This window comes from Mangrovibacterium marinum (assembly GCF_003046625.1).
In the GTDB taxonomy this organism is placed as follows: Bacteria; Bacteroidota; Bacteroidia; order Bacteroidales; family Prolixibacteraceae; genus Mangrovibacterium; species Mangrovibacterium marinum.
In genome coordinates this window covers 101,576-126,809 of sequence record NZ_QAAD01000005.1, presented here as the reverse complement: position 1 = coordinate 126,809, position 25,234 = coordinate 101,576, and the positions used below count along the sequence as shown (strand labels likewise).

Annotated in this window: 26 protein-coding genes and 1 riboswitch; of the genes, 21 read left to right on the top strand and 5 right to left on the bottom strand. The window is 49.2% G+C overall.

What is annotated here, in order from left to right; all coding sequences use genetic code 11:
- Nucleotides 1-162: 162 nt before the first annotated feature.
- The 3 genes from C8N47_RS06290 to C8N47_RS06280 all read right to left on the bottom strand — a co-directional run bounded on the left by C8N47_RS06290 (nucleotide 163) and on the right by C8N47_RS06280 (nucleotide 3,709).
- On the bottom strand, nucleotides 163-1,536 hold the full coding sequence (locus C8N47_RS06290; protein WP_107821824.1) for an MATE family efflux transporter: 1,374 nt from the start codon (nucleotides 1,534-1,536) through the stop codon (nucleotides 163-165).
- Nucleotides 1,537-1,666: 130 nt separating this feature from the next.
- Nucleotides 1,667-2,848 carry a MalY/PatB family protein gene (locus C8N47_RS06285; RefSeq protein ID WP_107821823.1) on the bottom strand — a complete coding sequence of 394 codons (1,182 nt, stop codon included), beginning with the start codon at nucleotides 2,846-2,848 and terminating at the stop codon, nucleotides 1,667-1,669.
- A gap of 3 nt (nucleotides 2,849-2,851) precedes the next feature.
- Nucleotides 2,852-3,709, bottom strand: a complete 858-nt coding sequence (locus C8N47_RS06280) for a DUF3737 family protein (RefSeq protein ID WP_107821687.1) — start codon at nucleotides 3,707-3,709, stop codon at nucleotides 2,852-2,854.
- 232 nt (nucleotides 3,710-3,941) lie between these two features.
- Here C8N47_RS06280 and C8N47_RS06275 point away from each other — a divergent pair, with 232 nt between their 5' ends.
- The 19 genes from C8N47_RS06275 (at nucleotide 3,942) to C8N47_RS06185 (ending at nucleotide 19,955) form a co-directional block, all read left to right on the top strand.
- Nucleotides 3,942-4,838: a helix-turn-helix domain-containing protein gene (locus C8N47_RS06275; RefSeq protein ID WP_107821822.1), complete on the top strand. Its 897-nt coding sequence runs from the start codon at nucleotides 3,942-3,944 to the stop codon at nucleotides 4,836-4,838.
- A 341-nt stretch (nucleotides 4,839-5,179) separates the two neighbouring features.
- Nucleotides 5,180-5,395: riboswitch (cobalamin riboswitch) on the top strand.
- Between the two features lie 139 nt (nucleotides 5,396-5,534).
- Nucleotides 5,535-5,903: a sirohydrochlorin chelatase gene (locus C8N47_RS06270; RefSeq protein WP_107821686.1), complete on the top strand. Its 369-nt coding sequence runs from the start codon at nucleotides 5,535-5,537 to the stop codon at nucleotides 5,901-5,903.
- Complete coding sequence (locus C8N47_RS06265) at nucleotides 5,903-6,655, top strand: energy-coupling factor ABC transporter permease (RefSeq protein ID WP_211316063.1); 753 nt, start codon at nucleotides 5,903-5,905, stop codon at nucleotides 6,653-6,655. The genes C8N47_RS06270 and C8N47_RS06265 overlap by 1 nt, the downstream gene beginning before the upstream one ends.
- Nucleotides 6,624-6,899: an energy-coupling factor ABC transporter substrate-binding protein gene (locus C8N47_RS06260; RefSeq protein WP_107821684.1), complete on the top strand. Its 276-nt coding sequence runs from the start codon at nucleotides 6,624-6,626 to the stop codon at nucleotides 6,897-6,899. Before C8N47_RS06265 ends, C8N47_RS06260 begins: the two co-directional genes overlap by 32 nt.
- Nucleotides 6,899-7,669, top strand: coding sequence for an energy-coupling factor transporter transmembrane component T family protein (locus C8N47_RS06255; RefSeq protein ID WP_107821683.1), 771 nt, complete (start codon nucleotides 6,899-6,901; stop codon nucleotides 7,667-7,669). The genes C8N47_RS06260 and C8N47_RS06255 overlap by 1 nt, the downstream gene beginning before the upstream one ends.
- A complete protein-coding gene (locus C8N47_RS06250; protein ID WP_107821682.1) occupies nucleotides 7,659-8,501 on the top strand; it encodes an energy-coupling factor ABC transporter ATP-binding protein in 843 nt (280 codons plus the stop codon). The genes C8N47_RS06255 and C8N47_RS06250 overlap by 11 nt, the downstream gene beginning before the upstream one ends.
- Entirely contained in the window at nucleotides 8,486-9,838 is a 1,353-nt protein-coding gene (locus tag C8N47_RS06245) for a cobyrinic acid a,c-diamide synthase CobB (protein ID WP_107821681.1), read from the top strand. Before C8N47_RS06250 ends, C8N47_RS06245 begins: the two co-directional genes overlap by 16 nt.
- Complete coding sequence (locus tag C8N47_RS06240) at nucleotides 9,811-10,452, top strand: precorrin-8X methylmutase (RefSeq protein ID WP_107821680.1); 642 nt, start codon at nucleotides 9,811-9,813, stop codon at nucleotides 10,450-10,452. The genes C8N47_RS06245 and C8N47_RS06240 overlap by 28 nt, the downstream gene beginning before the upstream one ends.
- Before the next feature lie 12 nt (nucleotides 10,453-10,464).
- The gene (cbiD, locus tag C8N47_RS06235; RefSeq protein ID WP_107821679.1) at nucleotides 10,465-11,559 is read left to right on the top strand and encodes a cobalt-precorrin-5B (C(1))-methyltransferase CbiD; all 1,095 of its coding nucleotides are present in this window, start codon (nucleotides 10,465-10,467) and stop codon (nucleotides 11,557-11,559) included.
- On the top strand, nucleotides 11,552-12,205 hold the full coding sequence (gene cbiE, locus C8N47_RS06230; protein WP_107821678.1) for a precorrin-6y C5,15-methyltransferase (decarboxylating) subunit CbiE: 654 nt from the start codon (nucleotides 11,552-11,554) through the stop codon (nucleotides 12,203-12,205). Before cbiD ends, cbiE begins: the two co-directional genes overlap by 8 nt.
- Nucleotides 12,202-12,768: a precorrin-6Y C5,15-methyltransferase (decarboxylating) subunit CbiT gene (gene cbiT / locus C8N47_RS06225; protein WP_107821677.1), complete on the top strand. Its 567-nt coding sequence runs from the start codon at nucleotides 12,202-12,204 to the stop codon at nucleotides 12,766-12,768. Before cbiE ends, cbiT begins: the two co-directional genes overlap by 4 nt.
- A complete protein-coding gene (cobI, locus tag C8N47_RS06220) occupies nucleotides 12,765-13,478 on the top strand; it encodes a precorrin-2 C(20)-methyltransferase (RefSeq protein ID WP_107821676.1) in 714 nt (237 codons plus the stop codon). The genes cbiT and cobI overlap by 4 nt, the downstream gene beginning before the upstream one ends.
- Nucleotides 13,466-14,239 (top strand): precorrin-4 C(11)-methyltransferase, encoded by a 774-nt coding sequence (gene cobM / locus C8N47_RS06215; RefSeq protein WP_107821675.1) that lies wholly within the window; start codon nucleotides 13,466-13,468, stop codon nucleotides 14,237-14,239. The genes cobI and cobM overlap by 13 nt, the downstream gene beginning before the upstream one ends.
- Before the next feature lie 9 nt (nucleotides 14,240-14,248).
- Complete coding sequence (cbiG, locus tag C8N47_RS06210; protein WP_107821674.1) at nucleotides 14,249-15,283, top strand: cobalt-precorrin 5A hydrolase; 1,035 nt, start codon at nucleotides 14,249-14,251, stop codon at nucleotides 15,281-15,283.
- On the top strand, nucleotides 15,268-16,002 hold the full coding sequence (gene cobJ / locus C8N47_RS06205) for a precorrin-3B C(17)-methyltransferase (RefSeq protein WP_107821673.1): 735 nt from the start codon (nucleotides 15,268-15,270) through the stop codon (nucleotides 16,000-16,002). The genes cbiG and cobJ overlap by 16 nt, the downstream gene beginning before the upstream one ends.
- The gene (cobK, locus tag C8N47_RS06200) at nucleotides 15,999-16,757 is read left to right on the top strand and encodes a precorrin-6A reductase (protein ID WP_107821672.1); all 759 of its coding nucleotides are present in this window, start codon (nucleotides 15,999-16,001) and stop codon (nucleotides 16,755-16,757) included. Before cobJ ends, cobK begins: the two co-directional genes overlap by 4 nt.
- A complete protein-coding gene (locus tag C8N47_RS06195; protein ID WP_107821671.1) occupies nucleotides 16,754-17,803 on the top strand; it encodes a threonine-phosphate decarboxylase in 1,050 nt (349 codons plus the stop codon). Before cobK ends, C8N47_RS06195 begins: the two co-directional genes overlap by 4 nt.
- Nucleotides 17,779-18,951 carry a uroporphyrinogen-III C-methyltransferase gene (gene cobA, locus C8N47_RS06190; protein WP_107821670.1) on the top strand — a complete coding sequence of 391 codons (1,173 nt, stop codon included), beginning with the start codon at nucleotides 17,779-17,781 and terminating at the stop codon, nucleotides 18,949-18,951. The genes C8N47_RS06195 and cobA overlap by 25 nt, the downstream gene beginning before the upstream one ends.
- Before the next feature lie 368 nt (nucleotides 18,952-19,319).
- Nucleotides 19,320-19,955 carry a DEAD/DEAH box helicase gene (locus C8N47_RS06185; protein WP_107821669.1) on the top strand — a complete coding sequence of 212 codons (636 nt, stop codon included), beginning with the start codon at nucleotides 19,320-19,322 and terminating at the stop codon, nucleotides 19,953-19,955.
- Here the strand turns inward: C8N47_RS06185 and C8N47_RS06180 are convergent.
- Nucleotides 19,952-20,650, bottom strand: a complete 699-nt coding sequence (locus tag C8N47_RS06180) for a Mut7-C RNAse domain-containing protein (protein WP_107821668.1) — start codon at nucleotides 20,648-20,650, stop codon at nucleotides 19,952-19,954. The two genes, C8N47_RS06185 and C8N47_RS06180, sit on opposite strands and share 4 nt — an antisense overlap.
- 986 nt (nucleotides 20,651-21,636) lie before the next feature.
- Here C8N47_RS06180 and C8N47_RS06175 point away from each other — a divergent pair.
- Nucleotides 21,637-23,292, top strand: a complete 1,656-nt coding sequence (locus C8N47_RS06175; protein WP_107821667.1) for an AMP-binding protein — start codon at nucleotides 21,637-21,639, stop codon at nucleotides 23,290-23,292.
- A 90-nt stretch (nucleotides 23,293-23,382) separates the two neighbouring features.
- Here C8N47_RS06175 and C8N47_RS06170 read toward each other — a convergent pair whose 3' ends face one another.
- The gene (locus tag C8N47_RS06170; protein ID WP_107821666.1) at nucleotides 23,383-24,477 is read right to left on the bottom strand and encodes a nickel-binding protein; all 1,095 of its coding nucleotides are present in this window, start codon (nucleotides 24,475-24,477) and stop codon (nucleotides 23,383-23,385) included.
- A gap of 215 nt (nucleotides 24,478-24,692) precedes the next feature.
- Between C8N47_RS06170 and C8N47_RS06165 the strand changes: the two genes are divergently transcribed.
- Complete coding sequence (locus C8N47_RS06165) at nucleotides 24,693-25,157, top strand: hypothetical protein (RefSeq protein ID WP_107821665.1); 465 nt, start codon at nucleotides 24,693-24,695, stop codon at nucleotides 25,155-25,157.
- Nucleotides 25,158-25,234 lie beyond the last annotated feature (77 nt).

Sequence of the window (25,234 nt, the reverse complement as noted above, 5' to 3'; positions counted from 1 at the left end):
AAAGATCTCCGTAAACAGGAAGAATAGAAGACCCAAATTACAGAGAGACCTACCACAATTACGGAATCCGATTGGGCGCAATGAGCAAAGCTAAAGCCAGTTGGCCAAAGCAAACTTGATGAGCCATTTTGATGCCAAAAGCCCGGGCAGGATCGGCTGGCATTAATTCGTATGCAGACCGCACTTTAACCAATTTCCTTTATACAAACGGATCAAAAAAATTATTCCCCTGAAACAAAGCTCAAGGCACATGGCCATCCAAACGCCCTGCAGTCCCATCAAGGGGGCCAGCAAGGCTGCTAAAGTCAGGCGGACCAGCCAGATACTTGAGAAATTCATCACACTGGGAACAAGCGTATCGCCTGCGCCCACAAATACGCCATAAGCAACAATGGCTGCTGCAAACATCGGTTCGGCGAAAGCCTCCAGGCGCAAAGCCACCACGCCCAGCGAGAGAATCTCCGGATCGGGTGTCATAAAACCCATCAGCTCCGGGGCGGTTACATACATAATTGCCCCCATCACGGTCATCACGAGCATCCCCATCCAAACGGTAATTGACGCAAAACGTCGTACCAGGTCCTTTCGCGCCGCGCCAAAGCTGTGCCCCACCAGCGTTGTAGCAGCTTCGGCAATTCCGAATCCCGGCATATAACAAAGGCTTTCAGCCGTAATGGCAAACGAGTTTGCAGCAATAGCAGCAACGCCCAATGGAGCAACAATCATCGTAGAAAGGATTTGTGCACCCATAATCACCGTATGTTCCAGCATCATCGGCGTACTTATGCGGAAGGACTTGCGCAACAACGCCTTCTCCGGCAAATAGCTGCCTTTTTCGCTTGTCAGGCGCAAGTTGGGATCCTGGGTGAACAGATACAGCAACAGTGCCGCAGCCGTTAACAGGTAAGCCAAAGCAGTTCCCAGGGCAGCACCCACCACGCCCAGATCTGCTCCGGGAATGTTTATCGTAAAACCACCAAGCAGCACTTGGCGCGAGGGAAAGATGAGTAACAGGTTGAAGCAGACATCCAGAAAACACATCAGCACATTCAGGATGCTCGGGATATGCATATTTCCGCTACTTCGCAGCATTCCCCCGGCCAGTGAATTTAGTTGCAGCGCCGGCAGCGAGCACACAAAAATCAGGAAATACATGGAAGCGTCGCCGGCGATGGCCTCTTCTCCGCCCAACCAGTAAGGAAGCTTTGAGCTGACAGCAATACCAATGACCATCAACACAGTACTAAACAGCACGTTCGACAATAACGCCTGCCGCAAAACCGATCGCGCGCCGGATGGATTGCCGGCACCAATCAAATGGGCAACCTGCACCGAAAAGCCAGCTGCAAATGTCGTACTAATGCCCCAAAACAACCAGGTCGACGAAATGACCAAACCAATGGAAGCTGAAGCATTCGCTCCAAGGCTTCCCACCATCGATGCATCAATATATTGCATAACAATGGATGAAACCTGCGCAATAATAGCCGGCACACTCATCAATACCGCTAACCGCAGTTGCTGCATGAATGTCATTGCCTGCTTATTTTGGATAAGCGACAACAGGTAATCACTTTTTTTCAATCGATTTTTCCCTACCGTTAGTCAAAAAACACGGATAATTCTCTGCATCTGATCACAGCAGTAAGCAGTCGGACAAAGCTGCTTAGTTTGCTGCAATCAGTTTATCAAATGCCTTTTTAATTCGCCCCAACCCTTCTTGTAAAACTGCCCGGGGGCAAGCAATATTTAAACGAATGAAACCTTCACCTGCCTGACCGTAAACGATTCCTTCATTCAGCCAAACATGCTCACTTTCCAGCATAAATTGAATCAATTCTTCCGACGACTTGTTCAGTACCGCCGTATTGATCCACACCAGGTAAGTAGCTTCCAATGGCAAGAGCGGAAACTGCGGTAAGTTCTGCGCTAAAAAAGCCTCCACCAAACGATAATTTTCCAGCAAGTATACTTTCAACTCGTCTAGCCAACGTTCTGAATCCGGGTTTGTGTAAGCGGCAATCAGTCCTTCAACAGCAAACGGATTAATATCACACACCTCGTTAATATTAATCGCTTTATCAATTCGCTTTCGGTATTCCGGGTCAAATGCAAAGATGTTGGCAACCTGCAATCCGGCCAGGTTGAAGGATTTGCTTGGCGCGATACAGGTTACTGAATTCTCCAGGAACTGCTGTCCCAAGGATGCAAAAGGAATATGGGTACGACCGGGATAAACCAAATCGCAATGAATTTCATCCGAAACCACCAACACGTCGTGGCGGAAACAAATTTCACCGATCCGCAGCAGTTCGTCCTTTGTCCAGGCGCGGCCTGCCGGGTTATGCGGGTTGCACAAAAGCATCAGCGTCACCTGCGGGTCCGCTGCCTTTCGCTCCAAATCGTCAAAATCGATGGTATATTTTACGTCTTTGTAAATCAGGTCATTTGAAACGGCCTGACATTGGTTGTTGCGAATGGATGAGAAAAAGCAGTTATACACCGGCTCCTGCACCAGCACTTTATCACCGGGCGTGGTCATCGCCAAAATAATTGCTGAGATGGCGGGCACCACCCCGGTTGTGTACAGAATCCAATCCTGCTCGACCGTGAAATTGTGCCTGCGCTTAAACCAGCTGATCACCGCTTTGTAATAGGCATCGGGAACTTTGGCGTAACCAAACACAGCATGCTGTACACGCCGGGCAAGGGCTTCAACAATAGCCGGCGCCGTTTTAAAATCCATATCGGCCACCCATAATGGCAGAATATCGGGAGCTGGATTGCTGTCCCACTTGTAGGAATTGCTTTCCTTGCGAATTATAATTTCGTCAAAGTTGTATTGCATCAATCAGACAGTCACTTCATTTTTAACAGTTATCTTACAATCACCGGGATTTTTGCAGTGTTCATCAATGATGATCTCACCAATACTTTCCGCCATGATCTCGCCTCCTCCTGGATTTTTAATACTGACAACCGGGCTATTGATTTCAGCTTGTACCGTCGTATATTCGAACGCTAAATCAGCATCTTCTTTCATCGTACAATTCTCCATCACCAGGTTTTCGGCATAACACAAGGGTTGCGTGCCACTGATCACACAATTCACCAGGCGCAGGTTTTTCGAATGCCATCCCAAATACTCACCTTCCAGAACCGAATCGTAAACCGCCACATTTTCGGTATTCCAGAAGGCATCTTTGGATTGAATGTGCGCATTGCGGATCACCACATTTTGGGTGTATTGAAAGGAATAGTTTCCTTGCAATTTAAAGTCGCAGATGCGGATATTCCGGCAGCTCTTGAAAATGTAATCGCCGTTTTGAACTTCAACATGGGACAGCGCAATGTTTCGACACCACCACGCGCATTCCGCAGCATCGGTCAACTGAACGTTGTCGAGGGTCAACCCATCAATTTCGCGAAACATTTTGGGCGCATCCCCCCGGGTATTCACCATGCGGATATCCTTACAATACCATATCGCAGCTCGTCCGCCCGGCAAAAATACGCTGTCCTCAATGACCGAATTGGTGTTGTGCCAAAACGGATATTTGCCAGAAAACTCACAGTTTACGGCTCGAATATTACCGGCTTCCTTCAAAGCTGACTCTCCCGGAAGAAATTTGACGTTTTTAACTTCTAAACCCTGTTCTGCAAATAAAGGTCTTTCGCCGCCGAAAGACGTGTTTTCTATTGTTTTCATGTTCTTCTAATTTGTATCTGAATTTTCCGGATACAAAGATCCGCCATCGGATCAGAACAGAACTACCCCGATTACCGGATTACTTACCCTTTTTACGGAAATGAATTTTCAGCCCGCAACCGGAGAACTACCCAAATTACGGAGAGAGCTACCAACATTACGGAAACTGAAAATCGGATTAAAACAGTTGCGTATAGTTGCTTACCTTTGTCGGGTACAAAAAATTAAGGCGATGAGCGAGATTTTGAAAATCAATTCCGTAAACGAATACAACAATTTGGTTGGACAGGAAACCCTGCACCCTTTAGTGAGTATTGTCGATTTTTCGAAAGTAGATCCCTTTTGCTATTTCAAGGCGCAAATGGGCCTTTACACCATCTTCCTGAAAGATATCAAATGCGGCAATATCACTTATGGCATTAACAATTACGACTACGAGGAAGGCAGCTTGATTTTTATATCGCCGGGGCAGGTTTATGGCGTTGAAAGTAATGGTGAAAAACAAAAAGGCTCCGGTACCGCCTTACTTTTTCACCCCGACCTGATTCACGGCACCTCCTTAGGCAAACAGATCAAAAACTACACTTTCTTTTCGTACGACGTGAACGAAGCGCTGCACCTGTCGGCCCGCGAACGGGCAATCATCAACCAATGCTTTGAAAACATTCAATACGAACTGGAACATGCCATCGACACCCATAGCAAAACCTTAATTGTATCGTACCTGGAACTGTTCCTCAATTATTGCAAACGCTTTTACGAGCGGCAGTTTGTTACCCGCAGTCATGTCAACAAAGATGTGTTGGCCCGCTTTGAAAAAATAGTGGACGATTATTTTGCCAGTGAAATGGCCCTCGAAAACGGAGCGCCAACCGTTCGTTACTGTGCCGAAAAGCTATTTCTTTCGGCCAACTACCTGGGAGATTTATTAAAAAAGGAAACCGGCAAGTCAGCCCAGGAGCATATTCAGCAAAAAATGATTGATTTTGCCAAAGAACGCCTCTTCGACGCCAGCAAATCAATCAGTGAAATAGCTTACGAGCTGGGCTTCAAACATCCGCAGCATTTTACGCGCATGTTCAAGAAGCAGGTGGGATTGTCGCCGGCTGAATATCGGTCGTTGAACTAATACACGACCGGATTCATGAAAACGCCGGGCGCCCGAGGTGTGAGACAATTATTGTCATTAGGTCATTTGTTGTCATTCGATGGTCAGTCCTTCAATCCGCTAATCCAGTGATCAGTGATCAGTCCCCAATCGTCATTCGATGGTCGATGCAATGTCAATCCTTCAATCCATTAGTCCGATAATCCAATAATCTAAACATCCAGAGAATCTAAATATCCAGCAGTCCAACAATCTAAGTTGCAATGCTTATTAGTCACCCTAACGAATTGGACATTGCAGCCGAAATGGAAGCAGTGTTCTGAAAAAATACGGCTTCAGCTATTTTATCAATGAATTTTTATGTAGTTTTGCCGCCACTTGGTGGATTCCTCCTGTCACAGGTGGAGCCTTAATATGGGAATCCGGTGCTTCAAATTTGAAAATTCCGGAGCTGTACCCGCAGCTGTAAGTCCATTAAATGTTTTTCGGGAATACTCTTGCCACTGTCCGGCATCTGCCGGATGGGAAGGCCCCGAAAAAGGACGAGCCAGAAGACCTGCCAGGTCGTATTACAATGCTTTCGGGACTAAAAGCAAATGGACACCCATTCGTTGGATTTCATTTTCTTTCGTTTTATAACCAGGCGTGAGTGCGCGCTTTTTTCTGTTTCCCAAGCATTGCTTTTGATGGATTTTCAAACACTAAATAGTTTATAAAATGCAAAAGCAAGCGGTTATTATTCTCGGTCACGGCAGTAAATCAACACAGGCAGTTGATGACTTCAACTACATTGTGGAGCTGCTGAAACAAAAATTGGATGGTCAAAATGTTTTTGGCGCTCACATGGAGCTGGCTTCGCCGTCGCTGGAAGAAGTTGTTGCCGAAATCGCCCTATCCGGCGTCAGCCGGGTGGTTGTTATCCCCTACTTCCTGTTCAACGGGAATCATATTAAAGAAGATATTCCTGAAATTTTGGCTCAGCTGAAAGTGAAACACCCGCAATTGGATTTTCACTTTGGTAAGCCCATCGGCCGCGAACCTTTGATGGCCGAAATTATGTACCGAAAAATACAGGAGATTGCCTGATGAACAAGAATACACTAGCCTATCTCGGGCTCGCTCTTTTGCTTCCGGGAGTGGCCAACAGCATGCATATTGCCGAAGGATTTCTGCCTGCCTCATGGTGTATTGGCTGGTGGGCAGTCTACCTGGCTGTCTTAATCGCCGGGTTCTCCAGCTTGAAAAAAACCATTGGCGAACACCCCAATGCCAAGTTGCTTTTTGCGGCGGTCGGCGCTTATGTTTTTATTTTGAGCTCGCTGAAGTTGCCCTCTGTAGCCGGAAGTAGTTCACACTTAACCGGTATTGCACTGGGCGCCTTGTTGTTTGGCGCATCCAGCATGTCGGTCGTTGGCTTAATCGTGTTGTTGTTCCAAGCCCTCCTTCTCGCTCACGGTGGACTGACTACGCTTGGAGCCAATGGTTTCTCAATGGCAGTATGTGGCGCTTTTTCGGCAGTCTGGGCTTTCCGTTTGCTGAAAGGTTTAAAAGCTCCGCAATGGCTCGCTGTTGGTAGCGCTTCATTTGTTTCGAACCTGGTGATTTACAGCTGCACGTCAGCTCAGCTGGCCGTGGCATTTGCTGATTCTACCGCAAGTTTTACAAGCAACCTGATCAAGTTTCTATCCATTTTTGCGGTAACGCAGTTGCCCCTGGCGGCCATCGAAGCAGTATTTACCGTACTGGCATTTCAGTACATACAGCGAACAAGTAACGCAGAAATTCAACAACTCAATCCGAATCTTTATGAAACGAAAAACACACATATACCTGCTTAGCGGCTGTCTGCTGGTTTTGCTAATCCAGTTTTTAGCAACCGATCTGTTCCCCGGATTCACCGGCACCGACGATCAGTCTGTTGAACTGATCCAGCAAATAGCACCCGGGTACCAGCCATGGGCCAAGCATTTAATTGAGTTTGACCAACCTTGGGCCGAGCCTGTGTTATTTGCTCTTCAGGCTATCATCGGCCTGAGTGTCATTGGCTATTTCGTTTGGAAGCAAAGCAAAAAGAAAGCTTAATGTGGATTACCGAAATCTATAAACACGATCATCGCTTGCAGCAGCTGTCGCCTGCCGTTCGGGCCCTTTATTGGGCTCCGGCCATGGTTTTGGCTTTGGTATCCAGCTCGGTCTATTTCGACTGGGCCATGTTTGCGCTGGTCAATCTTAGTTTGTTGGGAGTTATCCGGATTGGTTTGTCGAAACTAACTCGCCTGTACCGCATTCCTGTTGCTTTTATTCTGCTAGGATGTTTCGTGATTGCAGTCGAAATTCCGGCTCAGAAAGCGTTCACCACCATCGGGCAATTGCCAATCGGCTTTTCAACGGGTGGATTACAACTGGCAAGCCTGCTGCTTAGTCGAAGTTTAGCGCTCATCGGTATTCTGTATTTCATTTTACTGACAAACACAATTTCAGAACTGGCAGAACTAATGAGAAAGTGCCGGATTCCGGCCTTGTTCATCGACCTATTTGTCATCACATTCAAGTTTATAGAAAATCTTCGCCAGACGAGTTTCGAAATGTACCGAGCACAAAGATGCCGGTTGGGCTATTCCGGAAATGGGAAACGAATTCCGCTCTTCGCCAGCTTAATGGCTGCTGTATTTCAGAAATCCATGCAGAATGCCAAACAGCTGGAAACGGCCATGCAAGCGCGCTGTGCCGGAGAAAATTATTGCTTTCTGCAGGAAGAGCGGCAATTCACGTTGCCTCAGTTATATCTTCCGGTGGGACTGGCCTCGTTGTCTGTCGCCTTCCTTTTAATTTGCTGCAATTATGGCTGGTAACTTAATTGAATTAAAAGCAGCGAGCTATCGCTACCCAACAGGAAAGCAAGCGATAGCTGAAGTTGATCTGGCGCTTCCCGAGGGCAAGAAAATTGCGCTAATGGGAGCCAATGGTGCCGGAAAGTCAACACTGCTGCTTTTGTTGAATGGAATTTATAAACCCACGAAGGGCGAGCTCCACTATCGGGGAAAACAATACAGATACAACAGAAAAGCGTTACGGGAATTGCGGCAAAAAGTGGGCATTGTTTTTCAGGAAAGCGATAACCAGTTGGTGGCTCCATCGGTTTATGAGGAAGTGGCTTTCGGGCTCAGCAATCTGTATTCAGATAAAAAGTGGATTCGCGAGCAGGTTGAAAAATATTTGGATTATTTCGATTTGCAGGAATTGAAAAATCATTCGCCTCATCAGCTAAGCTCGGGACAAAAGAAACGGGTTTGCCTGGCTTCCGTGTTATCCATGGAGCCGGAGCTGATTGTTTGCGATGAACCGGCCTCGAACCTTGATCCACAAAATGCCCGCTTGACATTTGAGCTGTTGGAAGCTCAAAACAAACAAGGAAAAACCTTGCTCATTTCAACCCACGACGTGAATCAGGCTTATGCCTGGGCAGATCTGGTTGTTTTGCTTAAAGAAGGATCGGTACTCAGCGTGGGCAGCCCCATAGAGGTATTCGGCGATGCCGATACGCTGGCCGAAGCAGGACTGGAACAACCGTTACTGGTGAAACTGGCCCGAATGCACCAACCTCATTTGGCAGCAGAAGAGCTTCCCGGGAACGAAGCCGAATTAGTAAACAGACTAACAAAAAAATTATGCACGGATTTATAATAGCTGGCACAAACAGCGGATGCGGAAAAACCACCGTCACCATCGGGTTGATGGCTTTGCTGCAATCGAAAGGGATGCAGGTTGCGCCCTTCAAAACCGGTCCCGACTACATCGATCCGGCTTTTCACCGGCGGGTTACCGGACTGCCATCCTACAACTTGGATAGCTTTTTATTGAATGACCAAAGCCTGCGTCACCTCTTTCACAAGCACTCGACTGGCAGCGATATTGCTGTAGTTGAAGGTGTGATGGGCATGTACGATGGTTTGGGCAAAGAAGGCTCCGGCTCGACTTGGGAAATGGCGCAAAAGCTGAATCTGCCGGTTGTGCTTGTCGTCAATTGCAAAGGACTTTACCAATCCGTCATTGCTATCATCAAAGGATTTGCCGAACTTAAAAATCCGTCGAATGTGCGCGGCGTGATCTTGAATCACGTGTCCTCCAAAATGCAATTTGAGTTCCTTCAAAGCTTGATTGAAGAAGAAACCGGAATAGCCTGCATTGGCTATCTACCCACCCGAGAGGAAATTGGGCTCGAAAGCCGCCACCTGGGACTGATCCAGGCCGATGAGGTGGATACACTTCCGAAGAAAGTAGCGCTTCTCCGGCAAACGATGGAAGAAACCATCGATGTTCAGGCGCTGTTGAAAGCGACCGAAATTGAGCAGCCTTCCCCCTCCACAATTAAGCTTCCGGAACTTGATTTGTCGGATCTGCAGATTGGTGTGGCCCGCGATAAAGCCTTCAGTTTTTACTACCAGGACAACCTGGAATTACTGGAAAAGCTGGGAGCCACGCTGCATTATTTCAGCCCGCTAAATGATCCGAGTTTGCCCGCTGCCTCCAACTGTTTGTACCTGGGCGGTGGTTATCCGGAAGTCTTCACTGCAGAATTGCAGCAGAACACAGCGCTGATGCAAGAGATCAAGCAAAAAATAGAATCGGGCATGCCGATTTATGCGGAATGTGGCGGACTAATGTACCTGACCGACAGCATCATTTCGCTTGAAAACGAGGAAACGCCCATGTGTGGCGTGTTCAATGTTTCGGTGCAAATGACCACCCGGCTGCAACGCTTTGGATATGCGCAAATCAGCTACGCCAACACCATCACCCCCTGCCATGAGTTTCACCGGTCGCAACTGGTACAAAAAGAGTCCCCTAAGAACTACCGGCAAACTTACCAGCTGCGAAAACCGAACCGGTCGGTTGAATGGGAATGTGGCCTGCAACGCAAGAACTGTCTGGCGGCATACGCCCACGTACACTTTTACTCCAATTTCGAATTTCTAAAAGCAATATGTACGCTATGGAAAAAAGCAACTACGTCAATTTAAGCCCCATGGGGATTGAACGCGACAGCATGGAAATTATTTCCCGCGAGCTTTCGCACTTAAATATACCGGAGCAGTACGCCTCCATCGTGAAGCGTGTGATACACACCACGGCCGATTTTGAATACGCGCACCTGTTCGAAGCGCACCCACAAGCGGTGGAAATGGCTAAAAACGCCTTGCAGCAATCCTGTCGCATTTATGCCGACACCAGCATGGTTGTAGCCGGCGTGAGCAAGCCATCCCTCAAAAAATTGGGCTGCGAACTGCACTGCTTTGTGCACGACGAAGAAGTTGTTGCTGAAGCTAAAGCGCAGGGAATTACCCGCTCTATATGCGGGATTAACAAGGCGGCGCAGGACGAACGCTTTCGCCTATTTGTAATCGGCAATGCACCAACCGCACTGGTTCGTTTGTGCGAGCTGTATGCTGAAGGGCTCATCAAACCCGACCTGGTGATCGGTGTTCCGGTGGGCTTTGTTGGCGCGGCCGAATCCAAGCAAATGCTGAAGGAATCAGGCCTTCCCTACCTTTTGATTCGTGGCCGGAAAGGCGGCAGTACTGTGGGTGTTGCCATGTTGAATGCCCTCTTGTACGAACTGATTAAACGAAATTAGCGGAAGCCGGAGATGCCAGAACAACGAACATTGCGAAACGGATTAACCACGGGAACTTGCGCGGCAGCGGTGGCCAAAGCTGCTGCCTGGATGCTGGTGCATCAGCAAAGCCTGCACGAGGTTGGCGTGAAATTGCCCAACGAGGACGAAGTTTGGCTCGAAATCGAGAAAGCTTCGTTTTCGCCGGAGGAAGCAATGGCAACAACGATCAAAGATGCCGGCGATGACCCGGACATCACCCATGGGGCGGAGATCGTAGCGCGGGTTTGGCCGGGCACTCACCAAGGCGTCACAATTATTGGAGGAAAGGGAGTCGGCCGGGTAACCAAACCGGGACTGGCCATTGCTCCCGGCGAAGCAGCCATTAACCCTGTGCCTTTAAAAATGATCCGGGAGTCCGTGGCCGAAGTGCTGCCTCCCGAGGTGGCAGTTACCGTAGAAATTTGCATCCCAAAAGGGGAAGAACTGGCCCGAAAAACCTTCAACCCAAGTTTGGGGATTGTTGGTGGATTATCGGTTCTGGGTACAACCGGAATTGTACGGCCCATGTCCGAAGAGGCTTTGAAAGACTCGCTGGTTCTGAAGCTGGATCAGCTGAAGGCATTGGGCTGGAACAAGGCTATTTTCAGCCCGGGAAATTACAGCACCGCCTTTTCAAGCGCGAATCTACCGGTGAACGAAGCGCAGCTTGTGGTTACCAGCAATTACATCGGTTTTATGCTCGAACAGGCCGTTGCCCGCGATTTTAAGCAACTGGTATTGATTGGGCACCTCGGCAAATTGGTGAAGTTGGCCGGCGGTATTTTCCAAACACACAGCAAGGTAGCCGATGCCCGCAACGAGATTTTGGCAGCGCACTATTTTCAGTTTAGCCAAAGCCCCGAAGCCTTTTCAAAGATCATGCGGGCCAACACCACCGAAGAGGCGCTCGATTTTATCGATGACCCGGAATTTTGGACCGTATTTTCGGAACGGATCAAAGCAAGGACCGAGCAACGTGTCTTCGGTGAGCTCTCGGTCGAAGTCATTTTACTGTCACAAAAGCAAGGTCTGCTGGGCTGCACCTCGAAAGCGATGAACCAATTAAAACAGTGGAAAAATGAGTAACACGAAGGAACTGTGTATTTGCGGAATTGGCCCGGGACACCCCGACTACATTCTCCCAGCTGTTCACCTGGAGGTGAAAGCAGCAGACCTGCTTGTGGGTGCACGCCGCCAACTGGAAACCTTTCAAAGCTATGCCAAAACCGACTTGCTCTTCACGGGTAAACTGGAACAGCTCGAACAGGATTTGGACAATCGAGATGAAGAAAAAATAGTTGTGCTGGTTTCGGGAGACACCGGTTTCCACTCGCTCCGTCGGTTTCTGCAGCAAGCCATTACCGACCGGACTATTCGCTGCATCCCCGGCATCAGTTCCTTTCAATATTTATATGCCAAGCTTGGTCTGGGCTACGAGAATGCCTTTAAAGCATCCCTGCACGGAACAACAACGCAGTTTGTGAGCAAGCTCAACGAATACGAATCGGTATTCCTGCTAACCGATCGTCAGAATAACTGGAAAACAATTGCCGGGATGCTGGCAAAAAGCGGGCACAGCCAAGCCACCATGCATATTGGCAACCGCCTCTCCTATCCCGACGAGCAAATTATAACGGCAACCGCTGAGCAACTGCTCCAACTCGAATTCTCCTTCTCGCTGTGTGCCGTCATTATTGAAGGAGTAACTACACAACCGATCCAACACGCATGAAAGATTCAGCATTTATACGGGGCTCCGTGCCCATGACCAAGGAAGAAGTGAGGACACTGGTTTTAAGCAAGCTGGAACTGCAGTCCAATGATCGCCTGATGGACATCGGTGCCGGCACCGGTTCTGTTTCCATTGAAGCGGCGCTACGCCTCAGCGAAGGGCAAGTGATTGCTTTGGAACGAAAGCCGGAAGCGGTGGGGTTGATCAAACTGAATGCTGAAAAACACGGCGTTTCCAACATCGAAATTATTGAGTCTGAAGCACCGGTTGGCATGGAAAAGCTGGACACCATCAACAAATATTTTATTGGTGGCAGCGGTGGTCAACTGGAACAGATTCTCGATTTAATTGATACAAACGCACCGGCAGACAGCATCGTCGTTCTAACGGCCATTGTGATTGACACCATGCTGCGGGCGTACTCCTATTTTAAAAGTAAAGGATGGTCTTTTGAGCTGAGCCAGGTGGCTATTAGTAAAGTCGATACACAATCGGCTGTGGCCATGTTGAAAGCTCAAAATCCGATCTTCCTGTTTACAGCGACAAAAACAAAATCAAAATGAATACAACCAACGGAACTCTTTACGGAATTGGCTTGGGGCCGGGCGATCCGGATTTGTTGACCTTGAAAGCAGTGAAAGTATTGCAGAATGCCGACCTGATCTGCGTACCCAATTCGAAAGGCCAGTCCAGTACGGCGCTGGAAATCGTCAGGCCACACCTGTCGCCCAAAGCCAGCACCCTGGCCATGGGCTTTTCCATGTCTCCGGATGTGGAAACACGCCGGGCAGCACGCCGCGAAAATGCGGAGCTAATTCAGGAGCACCTGCGCCAAGGGCAAAATGTAGCTTTTCTCACGCTGGGCGATCCCATGCTCTACAGTACTTACAGCTACATTCTGGATTATTTACCAACCGAATTTCAGGTGGAAACCGTGCCGGGCATCTACTCGTTTTCAGCCATCAGCAGCTTGCTTTCGCAGCCATTGGTGAAGGGCGAAGATAAATTAGCCGTGATTTGCTCTTTTGACGAGGCTTCAAAAACAATCATGCAGTCTACTGAAGCGGTGGTTTGCATGAAAGTTTCAGCCTATCACCAGGAGCTTTACAACTACTTATCGGAGCAAAACGACTACCAATTCACGCTAATGACCGATGCCGGGAAACCAAGCCAGAAATGCTATACCGACATCTCGATTTTACAGGAAAAGGTCCCCTATTTTTCAACGGCCATTCTACTTAAAAACGCAAACGAAGAACAATGTCAGAAGTAATTTTTATCGGTGCAGGGCCGGGCGACCCGGAACTCATCACCATTAAAGGACAAAAGGCGGTGCGCCATGCCGATGTGATTATTTACGCCGGTTCGCTGGTGCCCGAGGCTGTGATTGAAGATCGCAGAGCCGATGCCCAAGTCTTCAACAGTGCCACGATGGACCTGAAAAGCATCATCGAGACCATGCGCGAAGCCACTGAGAATGGCCAAACGGTTGCACGGGTTCATACGGGCGATCCGTCAATCTACGGAAGTATTCGCGAGCAAATTGAAGAACTCGACAAGCTGGGCATTCCGCATCGGGTAATTCCCGGCGTCAGCTCGTTTGTGGCTTCGGCTGCAGCCCTGCAACGCGAATTTACGGTTCCCGGCATTTCGCAAACCGTTATTTGCACCCGCATGGAAGGTCGCACGCCAGTGCCCGATCTCGAGAAAATTGATTTACTGGCGAGCCACCGTGCTTCGATGTCTATTTTTCTGTCGGTCGGCATGATTTCGAAATTGGTGGAAAAACTAACGAAGCACTATCCACTACATACGCCTGTGGCAGTCATTCAGCGTGCCAGTTGGCCCGACCAGAAGATTGTAAAAGGGATGCTGGCCGATATTGCACAAAAGGTAAAGGACGAAAACATCACCAAAACGGCTATGATTTTGGTGGGCGATTTCCTGGGCGATGAGTTTGAGAACTCACTACTCTATGCCTCGCATTTCACGCACGAGTACCGCAAAGGGAATAACGAACATCCCACGAATTAAAGTTCGGCCATGAAGCAGTCTGTCGCCACCATCTCCATCAGCTTACAGGGCAATCAACTAGCCCGGGAAATCAAACAGCATTTTCCGGAAGCCGATTGCTTTACCCTGGACAAATGGAAAGCCGAAGGGTTTCGTCCGATCGAAGGAAAGCTTAGCCAGTTTTGCCAACAACTGTTTCAGAACTACGACAGCCTGATCTTCATTATGGCTACCGGAATTGTTGTGCGCAGCATTGCCCCCTGGATTCAGGACAAAACAAGCGATCCGGCGGTGCTTGTGCTCGACGATGCCGGCAAACACGCCATTAGCCTGTTAAGCGGGCACCTGGGTGGAGCGAATGAATTGACAAACCAACTTGCCAACTTAATTGGCGCACATCCGGTGATCACCACCGCTTCGGATGTTAACCAATTGCCATCGGTAGATTTGTTGGCGCAACAGGCCGGGCTGGTCATTTCTTCGATGGAAGATGCCAAAGTGGTGACCGCTTGCCTGGTGAACCGACAAGCGGTTGAGCTTTGCGATCCGGACAACTGGCTGGGAGCGGTCGAACTTCCGCCTTTTGAAGGTGAACCGGCAGCAAGGATCATCGTCTCCAATAAAACGACGATTCCGGCTGATTTACCCACAGTGCAATTGATTCCCCGGAATATCTATCTGGGTATTGGCTGCAAAAAGGACAGTTCGCCCGAGGAGCTTTGGGCGTTCATTGAACAACAATTGGAGCAGTTGCAACTGGACAAACGAAGTGTAGCAGCCATTTGCTCGATCGAGCTAAAAAGCTCGGAACCGGCCATTCTGGAAGTGGCAAAAAAACTGAACTGCGACACAAAATTTTACGAGGCCGAGGCGCTGCAAACAGTCGAGCATTTGTTTGAAGGCTCCGACTTTGTGAAACAAATTACCGGTGTTCGCTCGGTGAGCAGCCCGGCGGCCTACCTGGCAGGCGGACAAGAAGGAGAATTTCTGCTTCAAAAAGCCCGGCAAACAGGCATGACATTATCTGTATTTGAAACAAAACAATACCAATGCAAGGAAAAATAATACTAGTGGGCACCGGCCCCGGCGATAAGGACTACATTTGTCCGCGAGCCCTGCTGGCGCTTGAACAGAGCGACATCATTGCAGGCTATAAAACGTACATCGAGTTGATTAAAACGCTTTTTCCCGAGAAACAATTTGCTTCGTCGGGCATGAAAAAAGAGGTGGATCGGTGCGTGGAAGTGCTGGAACTGGCTGAAGCCGGAAATGTGGTGAGCCTGATCAGCAGTGGCGACGCCGGGATTTACGGTATGGCCGGAATTATGCTTGAGATTGTCGCCGAACGCCAATCCGAAGTACCGGTCGACATTATTCCGGGAATCAGTGCGGCTACCTCGGCAGCATCTCTGCTCGGAGCACCGCTGATGAACGATTTCGTCACCCTCAGCCTTAGCGACCTGCTAACCCCCTGGGAACTGATTCAAAAGCGGATCCGGGCGGCCGGAGAAGGCGACTTTGCTGTTGCTTTGTACAATCCGCGCAGCAAAACACGCATCAAGCAGCTGGACACAGCCGTTGACATTCTTCTGCAATACCAAAAGCCGGAAACACCGGTGGGCATCGTGAAACAAGCCATGCGCGAAGGCCAGCAGGTGGTTCTGACCACGCTGGGCGAACTTAAAAATGCCGATGTAGACATGCTGACCACCGTGATTATCGGGAACTCGCAAACGCAGGTCATCAACGGAAAAATGGTGACCATTCGGGGATATCGCTTATGATTTGGATTATCGGGGGAACAAGTGATGCCAACAGGCTTGCAGAACGCATTCGCAGCGAAGGCCATCGGGTGCTGATTAGTACCACCACAGCCTACGGCTCGCAACTGGCGGCGCTGCAAAATTTTGAGATCATGGAGCAACAACTGAGCGAAAGCGACATGGAGCAACTACTGACCGATACAGCCATTTCGGTGGTGGTGGATGCCAGTCACCCTTTTGCAGAACTTGTTTCAACCCAGGCCATGGCGGTTTGTGCGCGCATGAAACGACCTTACCTGCGTTTTGAACGGGAGCAAGTTCAAATAGCCGGCGCTCACTATTATCCCGATTACGACGAGCTGATTGAAACTCTGAAACAAACCAGCGGCAACATTCTGCTCACTATTGGTTCGAAGAATGTGCATCGCTTTTGCCCCGAGCTTCTCGACCGGATTGTTGCCCGAGTTTTGCCGGTCAGCAAAAGTCTGGACGAATGTCAGGCCGCCGGACTACTGGCTCACCAGCTAATTGCCATGAAGGGGCGCATGCGTGTGGAAACCAACCGGGCTTTGATGGAGGAATACCTGATTACCCAGCTCGTATGCAAAGAATCGGGCGAAGCGGGCGGACTGCTCGAGAAATGCCAGGCAGCACAGGAATTGGGCATCGCGGCACATATAATAAGCCGTCCCCGACTCCATTATCCGCTTGTTTTTTCTGATCCGGAGGCGCTTGTGCAACAACTGAATGAAACATTGAAAGTATTACGAACATGATAAACGGACACGGTAACAACCTACAAGGAATACAACACCTGCTGAAAGCTGATTTCAGCACCAATGTATTCGATAATCCGCAAACTGACGGCTTGCTGGACTACCTGCAAACGCAGATGCCGACTATTCGCAATTACCCGGATCCTGAGTGCCGGATTTTACGTAAAAAGCTGGCCACTACATTCCATATAAGCCCGGAACAGGTGCTGGTTACCAATGGCTCAACGGAGGCCTTTTACCTGCTGGCCCATGCCTTTCAGCAGCAATGCTCGGCTATTCGCACACCGGCTTTTGCCGAGTACGAAGATGCCTGCACGCTCTACCAACATCAATTGGTATTTGTGGGCGATCTGAATGTGCTCAACAGCAGCACGCCGGCTGATTTGGTGTGGATTGGCAACCCGAATAATCCCGATGGTCGTTATCACAATCCGCAAGAGTTGATTGCTTTCCTGGAACAAAATCCCCAACGCTTGCTGGTGGTTGACGAAGCTTACATCGACCTTTGCGAGGGCGCTGAGAGTGTGGCTCCCCTGGTTAGTCAGTATCCAAATTTGGTGGTGATTAAATCCTTCACCAAGCTGTTTGCCATTCCGGGTATTCGGATTGGGTACCTGCTGGCCCATCCTTCGATTATTCAACGGCTTCAGGCCTGCCATATGCCCTGGGCGGTGAATGCCCTGGCTTTGAAGGCCGGCGAGTATATTCTGGATTTGCCCGAAAAGCCATCTGCTGCACTTCGACAACGGTTGGACGAATCCAAACGCCTGCAAACAGAATTGGCCCGCATTCCGGGATTACGGGTAAGCCCCTCGCCGACGAATTATTTTCTAAGCGAGTTGCAGCAGACAACGGCAGCCGAACTGAAAAAGCAGCTGCTGGAAAAGCACGGCTTCCTGATCCGCGACGCCTCTAATTTCCGCGGGCTCGGGCCCGGTCATTTCCGCATTGCTGCCCAAAACGAAACTATAAATAACGAATTTATCGCTGCTCTCAGAGCGAGCATTAATGTCTTACAACCATGTCTTTCTTACCCATCTCTTTAAATCTGGCCGGCAAACAAATCGGCCTGATTGGCGGCGGCCAGGTAGCTGCTCAAAAATTGAAAAGCCTGGTGCGCTACAGTTCCAACATTCGCGTGATAGCTCCCGAAATTCAGGCTGAAATTGAAGCGATTCCGGCTGTTCAGTGCCTGCACGAAGCCTATCAGCCGCAACACATCGAAGGGCTGTTCCTGGTGTTTGCCTGCACCGATTCGCCCGAAGTAAATGCCCAAATTCAGGCTGATTGCGAGTCGCGGGGCATTTTGTGCAACCGCACCGATGATGCCGAAGTGTCCGATTTTCATTCGTCAGCCCTGGTTGAAACCGACGACTTTGTGGTGGCCATGAACTCGAAACGCAAGGAGGTGAAGAAAACGGTGCTGATGGCTCAGGAGATCGAACATTTTGTGCGCGAGCGCGAGCAACTGCTGCAACAAAAAGAGCAGTTGGCTGGAAAAGTCTTTCTGGTTGGTTTTGGCCCCGGAAACCCCAACCTGCTGAGCCGACGCGGCGAGCAATTGCTCTTTCAGGCCGACATTATTTTTTACGACGACCTGCTCGATCACGAATTCCTGGCGCGCTACCGGGGCGAAAAACACTACGTGGGCAAACGCAGGGGCAACCACAGCAAGGAACAGGACGAAATTAACGAAGTGCTTTACCAGGCTGCCAGCGCCAGGAAAATGGTTGTTCGCCTCAAGGGGGGTGATCCGCTTATTTTCGGTCGCGGCAGCGAAGAGCGTTTCTACCTCGAAGAAAAAGGTATATCGGTTGAAATTGTACCCGGCATCAGTTCGGCCATTGCGGCAGCTTCGCTGGGCAACATACCGCTCACCCACCGGGGCATTGCCTCATCGGTGAGCTTTGGCACGGCGCACGGCAAAAGCAGCTACAAAATTCCCAATTCCGACACGGCCGTTTATTACATGGGTGCCTCGAACATGCACGAAATTGCCACCAACTACCTGGAGCAGGGCTACCCGAATGACTACCCGGTTGGGCTGGTGTACAAAGCCAGCTTCCCCGACCAGGAAGTTACCCGCACCACCATTGGACAACTCAGTCGTGGAGAAGTAGCGGCAAAAAGCCCGGTGATTGGTATTTTCGGCCATACGGTGAATTACCGCGAGCTATTGAAAGCGCAGGAGTAGCCTGTAAACAACAAAGGCTGCCTGAAAAAGACAGTCTTTGTTTAGGCACACCAGCTTGGTTTTCTTGTTTAGGACTTCACGATAATGCCGACTTCTTCGAGTTTTTGACGCTCGGGCCCCGTATAGAACAGGTCGAGACACTCGCGCAAATATTCATTAATGGCCGCAGAGAGCTTGTTTTCCCACGGGCCAGTGCTAAATTTCAATCGCTTTTAAAAACAAAGGGCGATCTCTTTCGCTTCCTGCGGGAAATGATAACTTTGTCGCCGATTGTTACACATCACGATTTATTGTTGCGAAAGAAGCAGCCTGCACCTGGTCCAAGACACGGACAGACTCCTTTTTTCCTGTTTTAGACCCGTTCCATTATGAAGCTCAAAAAGTTTATCCCAGGTTTAGTATCTGCCATTCAAGATGCCGGTTTTGATCAAACGCCCAAAGAAATTCAGGATCTGGCGATCCCCGCAATCCGCTCGGGGGCCGATGTAATTGTGCATGCCCCGGAAGGCACCGGCAAGTCAACAGCACTGGTGATCAGCCTTATCCAACAGCTGAAACAGGCTATGGAGGAAGCGCCCCGGGCCATTGTTGTTGTACCGACCAAAGAAAAGGCTTTTGAGCTGGAAGAACAGTTTAAGACACTCGCCAGGAATACGGACCTACGCACTTTTGTGGTCTTCGACAAGGGTATTCTGCAATATCAGAAAGACATGATTTATGAAGGGTTGGACATCCTGATTGGCACGCCCGCGCGAATCGACGAGCTGCTCAGTGCCACGGGAATTCCCATGGTGAAGGTGAAAATACTGGCTTTCGACGACGCCGAACAGGTTCTTGTTCCCAAATATCAGCACATTGTTTACCGCTTGGCGTATGCGCTGCCCAAGGTGCAGAAAGTGTTGCTGGCCAACGAATGGAGCGAGCGTTTCGAGGAGCTCGAAGAACGGGCCTTGACCAATCCGCTTGTGCTTGAATTGCCGGAGACGGACGAGCAGCAGGATTAGTCACAAGCAGAAGTGCCTCGCCAGCCGCGGCGGTTCTGTGGCCCCGATGCGATTTGGAGGATCAGCGCCTCCATGCGTTTGAAATGGGAACCTTTCCAAAATACTTTCCGGCAGTTTGCACAATAGTAAAACTCGTCGAAACGGGCCAGCGTCGGGGCATCAACCAACGCTGTAAGCTCGGCAGAAGCCTTCAACACCAACGGCTGGTTACAGGTCATACATCGCGAAAAGGGTTTAAACAGGCTTTTCAGGCCAAATCTGGCAACAACTTCAGTTAGCAGAGCATGCTTGTCGGTAGCCCGCAAGTAGTAGCCCCGCCTTACCCGCGTCGAATTGAGCAGCATTCTGTCGCGCGTCAGGATAATCCGCTCCTCATTTAGGGCGATGTGGATGATTTCGTCGTCACCAAAATCGTTGCGGTATAAGGTGTCGAAGCCCAACATGCGCAAATACTTGCTGAGTTTGCCCAGGTGCGCATCTGCGATGAAGCGCATTTCCGGCTCAGGCTTATCCCGACGACCTGTCAGCGGGCTAATGTCAATGGTTTCGAATGTCGGGTAAACCGAAACAAAATCCCCCTCCTTCAGTTTATGCCCCTCGTCAGCCCGATGGCTGTTCACCAGGATCAACTCGATCTCGGCACGGGGAATGCCCAACACCATCATGGCCTCGGACACCACAACCGGGGTTTTCAATTTCAGGCAAAATCAACGGGATCTCCATGGGGCGGGCAAAAAATCATTCAGGCCGGCATAACATCGTACACAGATCTCGATCTCAATTTTTTTACGCGCTGCTTTCATCTTTGGCGTTCATACAATTCGGGTTGAAAGCGGAGCATACTCCTTTCTGTTATACCTTTTGTGCCTGTTTTTGGTTGACATACCTGCCGATTTCTGAAAAATCGTCAACCACGATGAAAGTCGCGGCTGTTCGAATACCGGGTTGTCGTTGTTTTCTAAAGTTGGCGGATTGTCATTTTAGAATGGCCCAACGCATAAGAATGGCGTTCAATCAATGACCAAAAGTCGGGAACCGGTTGGCCTGGTTTTATCAAGGTCGAAATCAAACGAAAAGCTTCCTGCAATCCCGGAGGGATGCTATTTGGGTAGATGAACAACGACAATGGGAAATTCCGTCCCGTACGGGACGGGAGAATCTTCGTATTATCGTTTGTACTACCCAAATTATACCGTTTTGAAGGCTAATTTATGCTCTGAAATAGGACGGTATAATGCCGATAGACTGAAAAAGGAGCATTGGAACGAAGTGATACGATGCGACACTTTTGAAGCTAATCGGTATTGAATGGCTAAAGCCATTGCTGAAAAATGAAAACCCGTCCGGTAGGACAAAAGATCCGCTTTAATGGAGGGTAGAAATAGAAATCGCCATTCAATGCATTCCCGATGCGGTTGGAAACCTGGCCTACCGCAGGCCCGCGCATCACCCGAAGAGATGGAATCCCCCCACTCCTGCAACTTTTGTTGCTTTTTTGCCATCTGTTGATTGATCCATTCAGCTTCAACCCCAAATAATTTTAACGCCCAAAAAATTAATCCTAGTTTTGCAATCTATTCTGTATTGAATACAAACACGATACAGAAAGAACCGACAGGACCGACAACCGCTTTTACCCAAAGACGATTCGCCCCGAAAAAAGCATAAAGGAATTAAGAGAATGATAGAGAAGTATCTGAAGAAAACCGACTTTGAAAATTTTGACGATTTTAAAGCCAACTACGAATTGAACATCCCCCAGGATTTCAATTTTGCGTACGATGTTGTTGATGGCTGGGCCGCAAAAGAGCCCAACAAGCGGGCCTTACTCTGGACAAACGACCAGGGTGAAAGCCGTAGCTATACCTTTAGCGATTTAAAGGAAATTACCGATCGCACAGCTGGTTATTTTGCATCACTCGGCATTGGAAAAGGCGATATGGTGATGGCCATCCTGAAACGTCGTGCCGAGTTCTGGTTCACCATTATTGCGCTGCACAAAATCGGAGCAGTCATTATACCGGCCACTCACCTGCTCACCTCCAAAGACATTATTTACCGCGCCAATGCCGCTTCCATTAAAGCCATTGTTTGCGACGGCGATCCAATCATCATCGATCATGTGAATCAGGCTATGCCCGATTCGCCAACCATTGAAAAGCAAATTTCCATCGGCCCGATAATTCCGGAAGGATGGGACGATTTTCACGCTGGTATCAGCCAGGCACAGCCTTTTGAGCGACCGGCAGAACCAACAGCCAACCACGACCCCATCATTGTTAGCTTTACCTCGGGAACAACGGGCGATCCGAAAATGGTGATGCTCGACAGTGTGTACCCGCTGGCTCACATCGTCACAGCCAAATACTGGCAAAACCTGCACGAAAACAGCATCCACCTGACCATTGCCGATACCGGATGGCTGAAAGCTGTTTGGGGAAAACTTTACGGACAATGGCTGGTCGGAGCCACCGTTTTTGTTTACGATCACGAGAAATTCGCCCCCGCCGACATTCTGGAGGTTTTATCGAAATACCGCGTCACCTCGCTTTGTGCGCCACCAACCATCTTCCGTTTTCTGATTCGCGAAGACATGACCCGCTACGACTTGTCGGCCCTCGAGTGGTGTACCATTGCCGGCGAAGCGTTAAATCCGGAGGTGTACGAGCGTTTTTACCAGTTAACCGGCATTCAGCTGCGCGAAGGTTACGGCCAAAGTGAAACGACGCTTACCGTGTTTACTTCGCCCTGGGTGCAACCCAAACCCGGATCAATGGGCTTGCCCAATCCGCACTACGACATCGATCTGATGACCGCCGAAGGTGTGCCGGCTAAAGCTGGCGAACAGGGGCAGATTGTTATTCGCTACGGCGAAAAATATCCGGCAGGGCTGTTTAACGGCTACTACCGCAACCAGACGCTGACCGACGAAGCAATGTCGGAGGGGATTTACTACACCGGCGACCTGGCCTGGAAAGACGAGGACGGCTATTTCTGGTTCGTCGGCCGGGCCGACGATGTGATCAAGAGCTCGGGCTACCGCATTGGCCCGTTCGAAGTGGAAAGTGCCCTGATGACCCACCCCGATATTGTGGAATGTGCCATCACCGGCATCGCCGATGAGATCCGGGGACAAATTGTGAAAGCCACTGTCGTATTGGCGCACGACCGCAAACACAAAGCCGGCGAACAGCTGGCCAAGGAAATTCAGGACCATGTAAAACAAGTTACGGCTCCTTACAAATATCCGCGTGTCATTGAATTTGTGGAAGAACTTCCCAAAACAATCAGCGGTAAAATTCGCCGTGTGGAAATTCGCGCTCAGGATCTGAGCTAGTCGATATTTAAGCCATTGGCCAACCAATGCCAAACAGGGGAAGTTCAACTCACTTCCCCTGTTTTATTTTCATTCCTTAAAAAAATGAAGCTAAGCCATCCCCTGCTGCATATACACCGATGGCAGTACCCCGTAACGCTTTTGAAAACATTTTGAGAAATACGAAGGGCTTTTAAAGCCGGTGTTTCCGGCAATATCGCTGATACTTTCGCTCTTTCGTTGAATGCGCTTCAAGGCTTTGCGCAGGCGGTAATTCTTAATAAAATTATTGGGAGTATCGCCCAGCAGACTAACAATTTTACGATAAAGCTGCGACTTACTGTACCCCAGGCTTTTCTCCAGATCCTCGACCCGCAGATAGGGATTTTGCCAGGTGTCATCCAAATAATCCAACAGGGGCACCAGGAACTTCTGATCCGAAGGACTGAGGGTCAAAAACAGATCGTGTTCGAGATACACCTCGGGGTTTTCTTCCTCGTACAGGCTTTTCACCTCAGGAGCCACGGCAATATTGCCTTCCGAGATATAGTACAAAGCCCGGGCTTCTTTGCGGGCTGCTTCAAACAAGCCGGCACCACCAGCCAAAGGCAAACCCGCGCTTATTCCTGTCTTTAGTATGACAGCGTTGGATTGCAGAGCCTGACTAATTTGTGCCAGCTGGCTATGAATTTCCAGCGCACACAAAATACACTGCGTCGCGTTGGGAAAAGAGACCAGAATAGAACTGCGTGAAACTTTGACCAAACGACCGTAATAGCCCGGGAAAATATCCCTGAGCATCCCCATGCTGTCTTCAATTCGCACCGGGTTGGGCTTTACCGTACAATCGTCAACCCCGATCACCATCAGCACCCGAAAGGCTGATTGTTGAATCTGGTTCACGGTTTCATCGTCGGTCTCGGGAACTGCCTTTATTCGTCCCAGATAATCCTTCACCTCTGCCGGGTCGACCGGAATAATTTGATCCGGTAAGTCGCCGTGCGCCTCCAGATGCATATCCACAAGCGCTTGCTCGCAGGGTGCATCCACCAGGCAAAAAGCGGTCTTGTACTTGTCATCAAACCAGTGGGTTAATATTTTGCAGTGGTATTTATGCTGAACTTCCAGGTCCAGTTGGTGTAGTTCGGCAAGCTGTGTTGCCGTCACTTTCTCCGAAACATCGTGTCGATCCATGAAGACAGGCATAGTCGTAGTTTTTTGGGTTCACCAAACAATTTTCGGGCGCTGAAATTACAAGCACCGTCTATCCCCATATACATCGATAGGCTGTTTTTGGTTATCATTTGCGAGATAAAACACTCTGGGGCTGAAAATGCTGAGCCGGAAATCAGGAATAATCCGGATTGATCTAAAATGGTCTTTTTGCGAACTTCTGCTTATAATATCAAAAATCATTAATCATGAAAAAATCATTATTACTCATTGCCGGTTTATTGTTTTTTGCAATAGCCTGCAACGAACCGTATGAATACCTGGATGAAGCTCAGGAAAAGTCGGCATCGACAAAAACTTACCAATGGAAAGCAGAAACAGCATGTTTCATGCCTCTAATCTGTGACGGTGAAGAAATTGATATACTGGAGGGAAACCTGATGGCTCACTATCGCTGGCACGTTCAAAAAGGAGAATACAAATGGATCATTCTTAATTTCTCAGGCGAATTAACAAGTGAAGCAACCGGTGAAACCTTTGAAATTTTAGAAGTTGACAAAATTGAGTTCCAAGATGGTGCCTATGGTCAGTACGATCTGATGTGGAACGTTCGGGGAGATAAAGGAAGCCACTACATCGGTTCTGGTTATGTGGATCTTGTCACTTGGGAAGTAATTGCTGAGAAAACGGTATGTCCGCCATCTAACAATTAAAAAAAGTGATGCTCTGAAGGAACGACTTCTTCCTCTTTTGCAGGATTGTTAGTTTGATCCGTATTAAAAACTGAAGC